At 45.5% G+C, this 11,940-nt stretch carries 9 protein-coding genes; 4 read left to right on the top strand and 5 right to left on the bottom strand.

Features of this window, described 5'->3' with window-relative positions:
* From QUA70_RS23590 to QUA70_RS23605, 4 genes are all read right to left on the bottom strand, one after another.
* Positions 1 to 2,515: HEAT repeat domain-containing protein (locus tag QUA70_RS23590; RefSeq protein ID WP_333350289.1), on the bottom strand; the 2,515-nt coding region annotated here is incomplete at its 3' end.
* A gap of 257 nt (positions 2,516 to 2,772) precedes the next feature.
* Positions 2,773 to 3,708: a fused MFS/spermidine synthase gene (locus tag QUA70_RS23595; RefSeq protein ID WP_333350291.1), complete on the bottom strand. Its 936-nt coding sequence runs from the start codon at positions 3,706 to 3,708 to the stop codon at positions 2,773 to 2,775.
* A gap of 186 nt (positions 3,709 to 3,894) precedes the next feature.
* Positions 3,895 to 4,494: an adenylate/guanylate cyclase domain-containing protein gene (locus QUA70_RS23600; RefSeq protein WP_333350292.1), complete on the bottom strand. Its 600-nt coding sequence runs from the start codon at positions 4,492 to 4,494 to the stop codon at positions 3,895 to 3,897.
* A gap of 6 nt (positions 4,495 to 4,500) precedes the next feature.
* Positions 4,501 to 5,232, bottom strand: a complete 732-nt coding sequence (locus QUA70_RS23605) for a response regulator (protein WP_333329899.1) — start codon at positions 5,230 to 5,232, stop codon at positions 4,501 to 4,503.
* Between the two features lie 325 nt (positions 5,233 to 5,557).
* Here QUA70_RS23605 and QUA70_RS23610 point away from each other — a divergent pair, with 325 nt between their 5' ends.
* The 4 genes from QUA70_RS23610 to QUA70_RS23625 all read left to right on the top strand — a co-directional run bounded on the left by QUA70_RS23610 (position 5,558) and on the right by QUA70_RS23625 (position 8,764).
* The gene (locus QUA70_RS23610) at positions 5,558 to 5,920 is read left to right on the top strand and encodes a hypothetical protein (RefSeq protein ID WP_333350294.1); all 363 of its coding nucleotides are present in this window, start codon (positions 5,558 to 5,560) and stop codon (positions 5,918 to 5,920) included.
* A 452-nt stretch (positions 5,921 to 6,372) separates the two neighbouring features.
* Positions 6,373 to 6,819 (top strand): SufE family protein, encoded by a 447-nt coding sequence (locus QUA70_RS23615; protein ID WP_333350296.1) that lies wholly within the window; start codon positions 6,373 to 6,375, stop codon positions 6,817 to 6,819.
* 14 nt (positions 6,820 to 6,833) lie between these two features.
* Positions 6,834 to 7,739 (top strand): alpha/beta hydrolase, encoded by a 906-nt coding sequence (locus QUA70_RS23620; protein ID WP_333350298.1) that lies wholly within the window; start codon positions 6,834 to 6,836, stop codon positions 7,737 to 7,739.
* Between the two features lie 68 nt (positions 7,740 to 7,807).
* Entirely contained in the window at positions 7,808 to 8,764 is a 957-nt protein-coding gene (locus tag QUA70_RS23625; RefSeq protein ID WP_333350300.1) for a DUF6282 family protein, read from the top strand.
* A 107-nt stretch (positions 8,765 to 8,871) separates the two neighbouring features.
* Here QUA70_RS23625 and QUA70_RS23630 read toward each other — a convergent pair whose 3' ends face one another.
* On the bottom strand, positions 8,872 to 11,865 hold the full coding sequence (locus QUA70_RS23630; protein WP_333350302.1) for a right-handed parallel beta-helix repeat-containing protein: 2,994 nt from the start codon (positions 11,863 to 11,865) through the stop codon (positions 8,872 to 8,874).
* Positions 11,866 to 11,940: the final 75 nt, after the last annotated feature.

Genomic DNA, 11,940 nt, shown 5'->3' on the forward strand with positions numbered 1-11,940 from the left:
CATCTGCCGCCCTCCAACGCACATCAGAGTCTGAATCTTTCACGAGTTTAAGTAATCCCGGAATCGCCTTTTCGTCACCGATTTTGCCTAAGGCATCGGCTGCGCTACTACGCACATAAGAGTCTGAATCTTCAACGAGTTTAAGTAATTCCGGAATCGCCTGAGCGTCACCGATATTGCCTAAGGCATCGGCCGCGCTCCAACGCACATAAGAGTCTAAATGTTCAAGGAGTTTAAGTAATCCCGGAATCGCCTTTTCGTCACCGATATTGCCTAAGGCATCTGCCGCACTCAAACGCACAAAAAGGTCTGAATCTTCAACGAGTTTAAGAAATCCCGGAATTGCCTGAGCGTCACCGATTTTGCCTAAGGCATCTGCCGCGCTACTACGCACATAAGAATCTGAATGTTCAACGAGTTTAAGTAATCCCAGAATCGCCTTCTTATCACCGATTTTGTCTAAGGCATCTGCCGCGCTACTACGCACATAAGAATCTGAATGTTCAACGAGTTTAAGTAATCCCGGAATCGCCCGATCGCCACCGATTTTGCCTAAGGCATTTTCCGCGCTACTACGCACATAAGAATCTGAATGTTCAACGAGTTTAAGTAATCCCGGAATCGCCCGATCGCCACCGATATTGCCTAAGGCATTTTCCGCCCTCAAACGCACATCAGAGTCTGAATCTTCAACGAGTTTAAGTAATCCCGAAATCGCCTTTTCGTCACCGATTTTGTCTAAGGCATATGCCGCCCTCCTACGCACATAAGAATCTGAATCTTCAACGAGTTTAAGTAATCCCGAAATCGCCCGATCGTTACCGATTTTGCCTAAGGCATCTGCCGCGCTACTACGCACATCAGAGTCTGAATGTTCAACGAGTTTAAGTAATCCCGGAATCGCCTTTTCGTCACCGATTTTGCCTAAGGCATCTGCCGCGCTCCAACGCACATCAGAGTCTGAATCTTCAACGAGTTTAAGTAATCCCGGAATCGCCTTTTCGTCACCGATTTTGCCTAAGGCATATGCCGCCCTCCAACGCACATCAGAGTCTGAATGTTCAACGAGTTTAAGTAATCCGGGAATCGCCTCATCCGATCGCGCCTCCCACAAAAGCTTAACCTTTAACGACCCCGGCACATCCAACCCATCCACCAACCCAACCGTGCGCTGCTGAAACTCCCGCTGCACCTCCCCCGCCAGCCGCGCCCCCAACATCAAATCCACCTCCAATGCCAGCCGCACCACCCGCACCGCCTGCTTCTCATCCCGCAACAACGACAGCATGAACGCCAGAGGCTCCGTCCATTTAAAATAATTCAAATAGAAATGCTGCAACCGTTCATCATCGATCGCATCAATATGCCTTTCAACCAACAGTTTCAGCAACGCCCGCGCCGCATAATACTCCTGAAATAATTGGTGATGAAACTCAATTTCCTCCGGCTTTGCCGCTATCTGCAACAGATGATGTTCCAGCAAATCCTCTAGCCATTCCTTCGCCTTCGTTGGCGCATCCAGCACCCCCCGATCGCGCAACCAACCCTCCAAAATCCTCTCAGCCCGATCGCGAGAAATCGCCACCCAACCATCCGTGGGGCGCTGCGAGTCACCCTGCAACATCACAAAAGCCAACTGCTGCAAAACCTCCGACTTGAATAGCTGAAAACCATCCGAAACCAACGCACCGCGCTTAAACTCCTCATACTGGCGATCGAACTCCTGAAACAACTCGCCCTTACTCTGGGGAATTTTCCCGCTATTTTTAAACACCTTACACATCATTTCCAGTAGTAACGGCGTTTCGGCAATCTCTCGCAGGCGATCGCGCAATTGTCGCAGCAGCAAATCCCCATGTTGCGGCAATTGCTTGTGCACAAACTCCCGCATCTGCGGTTGCGTCAGCGCACACATTTCCAGTTGTTGCTCAATGCCCAAAGATCCGCCCAGCGCCAAATCCCGCGTCGTGAAAATCATCGCCGTATCGGGATTGTCGTCGTGGAATAGCTGCAAATCCTGCAGCCTTTGTTGGGATGGCATCTCATTCACGCCATCCAGCAACAGCAGCAACCTGCCATCCAGCAGCAAATCATCCACCTTTTCCGGGCTAACTTTCAGCTTTGCCTGTCGAAATTCGGCACAGATTGCTTCTAAAATCGAGCGATCGCTCCTCAACTGCACCAACACCGGAATCTGTTGATCGCCCTCATTGAGCGCTTCTAGTGCCAATTCCCACCGAAAACGCTGCAAAACCGTCGATTTTCCCGAACCTGGCTTGCCCACTAGCAGCACATTTCCCTGCTGCACGTACTTGCGGAGTCCCGCCAGCACTTCCAGCCGCTCGATTTTCGTTTCTGGTTTCTTTTCTGAGGATGGAGGTTGCGATCGATCCTCCGGTGAAATTTCCACCCGCACCTCCACCTGTAAATCCGTCAGCGTGTAGAGATGCTGTTGTTTTTTATAAGACTCAACCAGGGATTGCAGATATTTAGGAAAATCAACTGGTGTCGCCATTTGATTATAGATTTTAGAATATGGATTTATTATAGATTTTTTCTTGATCGGCGATCGATGCTGAAAATTCGGGACAAAATCACATCATATTAAATCCGGCTTTAGTACCCCCTTTTCTCTTAGTCCCCCTCTGCTCGGACTTCGTATGTGTAGACGCGATTTCCAATCCCCGGGCTATCTCAACATCGTGAAAGCCACATCAGGAACAGGCTTTCGGGCCTGTTCCACAAAGAGTAAACCCGGACTTATTATAGATATCAGAATAACCAGCAATCAAAATAACCAGCGGGCGGTGAATCGTCATGAAAAATTTGAGCTTTGTCTAAATTAGGTACAGCCTCCGCCAATTCTCTACCTACTTTTACCTCAAGCGCCCTGTCTGTTAATGGAAAGGAAAATTGATGGCTATCTTGCAAATATTTTGCCTTCGCAACAATCTCATTTTTCTCTAAAATCTGGCTGTTGCTACCAATCAAAATGCTATTACTTTCCTGGCAAACACACAGGCACACCTGAGAAAACACACTTTGAAAAGTCCTGATTTTTTCCGCATAAAACTGATCTCTGTGCAGCAGATTTGCTACCACAACTCCCTCGCTTGACAAGTGTTTTTCGCAGATTTGATAAAATTCTTTGGTGGCTAGGCGGTGCGGAAAGTAGCCGTTGCCAAATGCTACGTCGATCATAATGATATCGTACTGAGTATCTGATTTTTGCTGCTCTAAATACTCTCTGCCGTCTTGAATTGTTACAGTCAGCCGATCGTCCAATTTTATCCCAAAGCACTGTGTAGCTGCTTGGATCGCGATCGGATCGACCTCCGCACATTCTATAACAGTGTCCGGCAAATAGTGGTGCAAAACTAAGGGAATTCTGCCGCCGCCAAATCCAGCCATATAGATTCTTTGAGGTAGGCTTTGCCACACTAAACCCAACATCATAGCCTGAGTATATTCAGACACTAGATGTAAAGGATTGTTGAAATCGAAAACAGATTGCAGTAAATCTGTTTGCTGATTTATTTTTTCTACTAAAGATAGCTTAATGTGCGATCGCTCTTTTGTGACTGCAACATAGTGAACACCAGACTCTTTGCAAAAAATAACTTTGTCTGGCTGTTGCTGCAGCCAAGCCAGCCGCTGTCCAATAGCGGATAAATTAATAGATTGCCAAGTTTTGTGTTCCTCAATCATCTGATTTTAAATTTTATTTAAATTCGATACTCTCTAAGAATATAGCCTCATCAACCTGGTTTCTACCAAAATGCCTGAGTCGCCCGATATCTGCGAAGAAACCGGGTTTCTAGTCAAGGCTGGGGCAAGTCATGTTCTCATTTTCCAGCAGGGCGAAGAACGAGAAGACAACAGAAATTCACCAGATTACAGCCGTTTGTACGCCACCAATTCCAAACCTGAAACCGAAAGTTCCACTTTTTGCCACTCTTGCTTGTCACCTTCTAACTTTTCAAAAGCTGCTGAGGTGAGCAAAATCTCTCCTCGTTCCGCCAAATCTTCTCCCAGCTTCGATGCGAGATTAAATTCCGATCCGTACATATCCTCTCCTTCCAGCATCAAAACATCGCCACAGCCAATACCAATGCAGAGGTAAATATCCATCTCCGGTGGCAGTGTCGTGTTGACAGCCGCCGTGTGTTTCAAAGAGTCGATCGCAGCTTCCACAGCCGATTTTACATCAGCAAAAACTGCAAAAATATTGTCTGCTTCCTCCTTAACTACAGTGCCACCGCATTCGGAAATTATCGGTTTAACAATTCCGTGCATCCGGTGAATCATTGCCAAAAATTGAATAATTCCGTAGCGGACTGTCGTGCGCGAAAATCCCGACATATCTATTACTAAAATGGCGTAATTTTTGCGGAAAGTGGCATTAATTTTTTCATCAATTTCAGCCATTCTTTCGGGATATTCGTTTCTTTCTTGCAGCAGCGTTTCTAAGTTAGCGCGGTTATTTGTTTTCATTTTATTTTAATTAAATTCCCAATCGCGACACAGTTCTTGAGGGCGGCCAGCAGGATGCACCGCACAATTGATGCCATCCTTGCCGTAATAATAATCGCACACTTTGCAGGGTTTAGTTTGCTCTAATTTTTTAAGCAAAATTGCCCGGATTGTCTGGACTCGGTTTCGATACTTGTTTGCATTCGAGTGACTCGGTTCAATGGCCAAAGCTTGCTCAAAAGCTGCTAAGCTGGCATCGTACAATTTAATAATTTGGGCGCTGTATTTTGTCCAAGCATCGGCGTGGCTTTGATAAAGTTCGACTGTACTTAAGTTTAAAATTCCGTATTCAGTCCAAGCGTCAGCAGAAACTCGATCGAACTTAATATTGGCATTGAGCAAAACTTTTTTGATCGTTGCCAAAAGTTCCCTGGGCTGCCAAGGTTTGCTAACATAAGCCTCGGCGCGATCGCCCTGGAACCTCGAAAATAAAGCTAACTGCTGTCCCTTGCCTGTTAAAAATACCACCGGTATGTTCCGAGTTTCGGGATTAGCTTTAATTAAACGGCAAACGCCGTAGCCGTCTAGACGGGGCATTATGACATCTAATAATACTAAATCTGGGCAATTTTTCTCAATTTTATCCAGCGCTTCCACACCGTCAGATGCCTGAATTACATTCAATCCGCTGCATCTCAACTGATGTGAAATGCACTCCCGCTGGCTGCGGGAATCTTCCACCACCAAAACTGTACTCATCACTCCCCACCTGGTTTCTGAGGTAAACTTGTTCGCTGCTTTGAGTTGTCCTTGCTGAAATCAGTTTACCCGCATTAGATGAATTTGCTATCACTGGCACTCCGGATTTACTAAAATTGCAACAAATCTTAAACAGGGAAGCAAAGGTGATACTTATCAGAAAATGCTGGTTGCCAATACGCGGATAATTGTTGAAGGTTTGGGCGGCAAATATTCGGCTTTTAAGCCTTAATAACGGCCAATGGTACTGATATCGGACGAAAACCTTGTTGAATTGCAACAGATAATCGGCTACTGTATACGTTGAAGTTCTTAAGGACGACAAATGAATCGATTGCTCCTCACTTTATTGGTAAGTCCGACGCTGTTTGGATCTGTGATGTCTTTGAGCGCGATCGCAAATCCCGCTCAAATTGGCGAAACACCAAGCCAATCGGCTGATTCGCCCCAATGCGTGCGATCGCCCCACACTCAGCGTCTGACTTGCATGCGGCTTCCTGGCAAGTCTGCTGCTGCTGCTTCTAAGCCGAGAATTACTTGGCAGCGCCCGGGTGAAGAACGGGTGGCGATGCTGGATTTTTCGGAAGAAGAAAGCGATGCGGCGGCGGCGCTGTTTGGCTGCGACTGCCAGTCGTGTATCAACTCGCTGCGGCAGTTGCGCGGTTTGCCGCCTCTGGATCTGACTTGAGGCCGATCGCGCGTGATCGAGCTAACGTTTGAATTTTGCTCAAATCGCGATCGTTGCGAAATTTGATAATTGCGGGACGATCGCACTTGTCATCTACAATAACCTGTTCAGATCGGCGATCGAGCAGTTCAGAGCGATCAACCTTTTGATGTCCACAAATTTCAATAATTTCTCACCGATAAAATGCCCTTCGATGTCTTTCGGGCAAAAGGCATACTATAGAATTCTCTCACAGCTCAACAGTTGTTTTTTTTGATATTTCATCAGTCTATAATTTGGCCGTTTGTAATGGCGAATGTTATTCGCAGCTACACGGACGAGACTGCCAAAAGTTGTAGTTTTGGGTTTGTAACGGTAGATGAATGCAGATCAATGCTGATGTTGCAAATCGAGCGTACCTGCTGCTACAATAAAATTTATAATATTAGCCAAATAAACTGCTACTTGGAATCATGTCCGCAAACACCGCGCTACCCGCAGCCCTAGCTAAAATCGTCCAGCGCTTTCAACGACACTCCGATCCAAAACAGCGCTACGAGCAACTGCTGTGGTATGCTAAGCGACTCCCAGCATTTCCCGAAAGCGACAAACTGCCGGAAAACAAAGTTTCTGGCTGTGCGTCGCAAGTTTATGTTACTGCAAATTTGGCAGACGGAAAAGTTTTGTATCAAGGCGATTCAGACGCTCAGTTAGTCAAAGGATTAGTTGGATTGTTGGTGGAAGGTTTGAGCGGATTGACGCCTGCTGAAATTGTCACCATTACCCCAGATTTTATTCAAGACACGGGATTGAATGTGAGTCTGACACCTTCCCGCGCTAACGGATTTTACAACATTTTTCAAATGATGAGAAACAAAGCCGTTGCTTGCGAAGTGAGCAAGCAAGCCGAAGCAAATTAAAAGAATAAACAGCCATGACTCAAACTACAAATTTAACAAAATCAAATTCTGGCCACTATCCCGCCGCAGTTCAAGAATATCTCTGGAATTGGAAAGAAACGCAAATCCAAGTTATTTACGAAACCAGAGGACAGGGAAATCCTGTCTTGTTGCTGCCGGCTTTCAGTACGGTTTCGACGCGAGAAGAAATGCGTCCTTTAGCAGAATTGTTGGCTCCTAAATTTCAAGTTGTGAGCTTAGATTGGCCTGGTTTTGGCGAATCGGAACGCCCGCGAACCGACTATCAACCGCAATTATACCATCAATTTCTCAAGGATTTTGTTGAGTCAATTTTTAAGAGTTCGGTTGCTGTAGTGGCTGCAGGTCACGCGGCGGGTTATGTGATGCAATTAGCGCAATCAAAGCCCAATGTTTGGTCAAAGATTGTGTTAGCTGCGCCGACTTGGCGCGGGCCTTTGCCGACGATGAGCAAACAGCAAAGCGGATGGCATGGAATCGTGAGAGAATTAGTACGATCGCCCTTTTTAGGTCAATTCCTATACAAACTAAACACTGCGCCGTCATTCCTCAGTTTGATGTACCGTCGCCACGTCTATGTTGATGCAGCTAAAGTCACGCCCGATTTCATCCAAAGCAAATGGCAAGTGACGCAAAAACCCGGTGCTCGATACGGTTCCGCTGCCTTTGTGACTGGTGGTTTAGATACGGCAAAAGTGCGATCGGAATTTACAGATAAATTTCAACAGTTAGCAGTGCCGGTGATGGTTGTAATTGCTGAAAATGCGCCGCCCAAATCCAAGGCTGAAATGGAAGCATTAACGGAATTACCGGGTGTTGAATCGCGAGTTATTCCCGGTTCTTTGGGTATGCACGAAGAGAATGCAGAAGCTTTGGCAAATGCGGTTAAATCTTTTATTTGAGAGAATTAAGAGGGAATGAACCGCAGAGGGCGCAGAGAACGCAGAGGGGAGAAGGTTCGAGGGGATGAATGCAAGCTGTTTTTTTAACGTTAGTTTGGATGGTTTGCTATTGGTTTTGTCTGCCAGTTTATGCTGTCGGAGATTCGCCGATGGTCAATTTGCCAAAGAGTACGATCGAAAGTGCGATCGACTTTCACATCCATTCTTCTCCTGATGTGATTCCTCGCAGGTTGGATGATTTTGAAGTAGCGAAATTAGCTGCTAGGGCGAAGATGAAAGCTGTTGTATTGAAAAATCATTATGCCAGCACAGCAGCGCGGGCAGTTTTGGTTAATAAAATAGTACCAGAAATCGAAGTTTTCGGGGGAGTTGTTCTCAATCATTCGGTAGGCGGAATTAATCCCGATGCTGTAAGCGCAATGCACCGCATCGGTGGCAAATACGGTAAAGTAGTGTGGCTACCAACGGTTGATGCTGAGCATCACTTGCAGGTTTTTCACAAGTCCGGAATTGGCATTAAAGTTGCGAAAAATGGCAAGGTTTTACCGGAAACAGCAGCGGTGTTGAAGACTGTAGCAAAAGATAATTTGGTATTGGAAACCGGGCATATTTCCTCAGAAGAAGTGATGGCAGTTGTCGGTGAAGCCAATCTTCTCCACATTAAGAACATCCTGATTACCCACGCAATGGCAGATGTACCCGGTTTGTCCCTAGAAAATATGCAAAGAGCCGCCCAGATGGGAGCTTTTCTAGAACTAGCATTTGTCAACGATTTGATGGGAGAAAAGGCCGCTGATGACGGACACAAAAACTGGCATCAAGTTTCTATTAGTAAGATGGCTGCCGCGATTAAACTAATCGGAGCCGAGCATTTTGTTCTCAGCACAGATTTGGGAAGAAAACCCGATCCTTTACCTGCAGAAGGCTACAAGTTATTTGTGGAAAAATTGATGGGCGAAGGCATTTCTCCGCACGAAATTGATTTAATGACGAAACACAATCCAGCTCTATTGTTAGGCATTTAGAATGGGTAATTGGGTATTGGCAATCGGGGATTGGGAATCGCTAATTGGGAATTCTCTTCGCTCTTTTCTCTTCCTTCTTCCCTCTTCCCTCTTCCTTCTTCCTTCTTCTATTCTTGATTGCCTTTGTCGCGCAGGTATCCGTTATCTGCAATGCGCCAAGCACCCCCAGCATTGCCCGTTAAATCGCTATCTTCCACGGTAGCAATGCCATCTCTGTAAACGCCGATCGCCTCACCTTCATTACCATTAATCCGACACCGGCGCACGATCAATTTTCCTCCCAATCCGACACCTATTCCCAAACTGCCGTTGTCAAAAATACTGCAATCTTCCACCGTTGCTTTCCCATTATCGGATATAAAAATTCCGTTCCATACCCCATCATGAATTTGACTGCGGCGGAGGATAGAATTTGCATCGGGGCCGCAAATTCCCACCACAGAATAGTCCGCAGAAGTGATATCGCTGTCTTCTATGATTAACTCACCTTTGCTAATATCTACAGCGTAATATTTCCCCGTCGCGCTCAGGGTTAAACCCCGCACTAAAGCACTGTCAGTTGCCATTTTAATGCAGTTTGAGTTGATACTTTCAACCACAATGCGATCAACTTCTCCGCTGCCGATAATTTCTACCGATTTGTCGAGAATTAGACTTTCGCGATAAACGCCTGGATCCACGTCAATCCGCGTGCCCGGTGCTGCATTTTTCAGCGCTTCGCTAATAGTAGTATAATCGCCTTGACCCTCCTGAGAAACAACAAATTTTTGACTCTTCAAAACTTTGGGATCAGAAGCAGATGCTTCAATTTGCCGTGATTCCGAGTCAAAATGCTCAGATTGTCGATCGCCCGCTTCGGAAAGTTGCGATGTTAGCTGCAAGCGTTCTTGATAAACTGTCTCTAGTTGGTGTTCTAACTCGGATACTTGAGATTGAAGTTGAGCTTGATTCTGGTTTGCTGTCTCGATTTGACTTTGAGTTTCCGAGAGTTGAGAATAAAGGTGCGATCGTTCTGTGTTAGCAGTTTCTAGCTGAGATTCTAATTCCAAGCGAGTTTGACGCACACTTTCTAGCTGACTTTCTAAGTCCCATACTTGAGATTGAAGTTGAGTTTGATTCTGATTAGCCGTCTCGATTTGACTTTGCAATTCCGAAATTTGAGAAGTGAGCTGAGATTCCAACTCAGAGCGACTTTGACGCACAGTTTCTAACTGATTTTCTAAGTCCGAGATTTGAGATTGAAGTTGATTTTGATTCTGATTGGCTGTCTCGATTTGAGCTGGAAATTCCGAGAGTTGAGAATAAAGGTGCGATCGTTCTCTGTTAGCAGTTTCTAGCTGAAGTTCTAATTCAGAGCGAGTTTGACGCAGGCTATTTAGCTGATTTTCTAAGTCCCATACTTGAGATTTAAGTTGAGTTTGATTCTGATTAGCCGTCTCGATTTGACTTTGCAATTCCGAAATTTGAGAAGTGAGCTGAGATTCCAATTCAGAGCGAGTTTGACGCACAGTTTCTAAGTGGTGTTCTAACTCGGAGATTTGAGATTGAAGTTGAGTTTGATTCTGATTTGCTGTCTCGGTTTGACTTTGCAATTCCGAGATTTGAGAAGTGAGTTGAGATTCCAATTCAGAGCGACTTTGACCCACACTCTCTAACTGATGTTCTAACTCGGAGATTTGAGATTGAAGTTGATGTTGATTCTGGTTTGCTGTCTCGATTTGACTTTGAGTTTCCGAGAGTTGAGAATAAAGGTGTGATCGTTCTCTGTTAGCAGTTTCTAGCTGAGATTCTAATTCTGAGCGAGTTTGACGCACACTTTCTAACTGATTTTCTAAGTCGGAGATTTGAGATTGAAGTTGAGTTTGATTTTGATTGGCTGTCTCGATTTTAGTTTGCAATTGCGAGATTTGAGAAGTGAGCTGAGCTTCTAACTCAGAGCGAGTTTGACGCACACTGTCTAGCTGAACTTCTAAGTCGGATACTTGAGATTGAAGTTGAGTGTGGCTCTGGTTGGCTGTCTCGATTTGACTTTGGGATTTCGACAGTTGAGAATAAAGGTGCGAGCGTTCTGTGTTAGCAGTTTCTAATTGAGCTTGCAGTTCTGATAACTGAGACTGGAGTTGCGAGCTATCTCCCTCCTTGCTATGTATCTGAGACTCCAATTCTGACAACTCAGCCAGCAGTCTCTCTCGCTCTAAAACAACCATTTCGGATTGAAGTTGTAGTTCATGAACTTGAGAGTTTAACTGGATTTTATCCAGATTAGCAGCTTCTAACTGTCTTTGCAGTTCTAATAATTCAAATGGAGGTTGCTTTGCTTGTTGGCGAGCGGTTTGCAATTGAGAGTTTAGTATTTCGCGTTCTTGCTCTGCACTCTCCAATTGAGCTTGTAGCTCGGACAATTCCGAAGTAAATTGCGATCGCTCTGCTTCGACTAATTGCAGTTGAGTTTGCAAACCCGACAGTTGAGACTGAAGTTGCTCCCGCTCTTCAATCGAGCGATCGAACTTAATTTTAATTTCTGACAACTGGTACTGTACCTGCAATCTGCTTTGAGTAGCAGTTTCCAACTGAGTTTCAAATTCAGACAGCAGAGCCTGAATTTGAGAGTGTTCTGCATCAACCGCCTCTAACTCTGCTTGCTGTTCCAGCAATTGAGCGTTAAGCTGCGATCGCTCCTGCTCCCCAACTTCTAACTGATCTTTAAGTTCTGCCACTTCTGCTAACTGCGACTCAGCTTGTTGAGCATTTTCTAGCTGAAACTGCAAATCAGCAATCAGAGCATCAATTTGCGATCGATCTTGGGCAATTCCTGCCAAAAATTCTTCCATTTCCGACACTTGATTTTTTAACAATTCTTGCTCGCGAGTCACAGTTCCCAACCGACTTTGCAACTGGGACAATTCAGAATTTAGCTGATTTTCATTCTGCACCTTTTGCCGCAATTCCGAATTTCGGGCATCCAACTGAGCAGCCAAATTCGATATAGCCTCCTGCGAACCCTGCATCCGCACCAAATTGCGTGAATTTCGCTTATTCAAAATTAGCCAGCAGACTAAGGCCCCGCCTCCAAATCCTATTAATAAAAGTAATGCTTCCATCAATACTCCGGACAGTTTTTAAAGAGGGATGCGACGCCTACGGCAAGCAACGCTTACGCAATAAATCACAGAAGC

Source organism: Microcoleus sp. LAD1_D5 (assembly GCF_036702115.1).
In the GTDB taxonomy this organism is placed as follows: Bacteria; Cyanobacteriota; Cyanobacteriia; order Cyanobacteriales; family Microcoleaceae; genus Microcoleus.

What these genes read in the sequence shown, in the direction of transcription:
- QUA70_RS23610 (WP_333350294.1), top strand. Translation starts at nt 5,558, where the DNA reads ATGAATCGATTGCTCCTCACTTTATTGGTAAGTCCGACGCTGTTTGGA.
- QUA70_RS23605 (WP_333329899.1), bottom strand. Translation starts at nt 5,232, where the DNA reads ATGAGTACAGTTTTGGTGGTGGAAGATTCCCGCAGCCAGCGGGAGTGC.
- QUA70_RS23615 (WP_333350296.1), top strand. Translation starts at nt 6,373, where the DNA reads ATGTCCGCAAACACCGCGCTACCCGCAGCCCTAGCTAAAATCGTCCAG.
- QUA70_RS23625 (WP_333350300.1), top strand. Translation starts at nt 7,808, where the DNA reads ATGCAAGCTGTTTTTTTAACGTTAGTTTGGATGGTTTGCTATTGGTTT.
- QUA70_RS23595 (WP_333350291.1), bottom strand. Translation starts at nt 3,708, where the DNA reads ATGATTGAGGAACACAAAACTTGGCAATCTATTAATTTATCCGCTATT.
- QUA70_RS23630 (WP_333350302.1), bottom strand. Translation starts at nt 11,865, where the DNA reads ATGGAAGCATTACTTTTATTAATAGGATTTGGAGGCGGGGCCTTAGTC.
- QUA70_RS23600 (WP_333350292.1), bottom strand. Translation starts at nt 4,494, where the DNA reads ATGAAAACAAATAACCGCGCTAACTTAGAAACGCTGCTGCAAGAAAGA.
- QUA70_RS23620 (WP_333350298.1), top strand. Translation starts at nt 6,834, where the DNA reads ATGACTCAAACTACAAATTTAACAAAATCAAATTCTGGCCACTATCCC.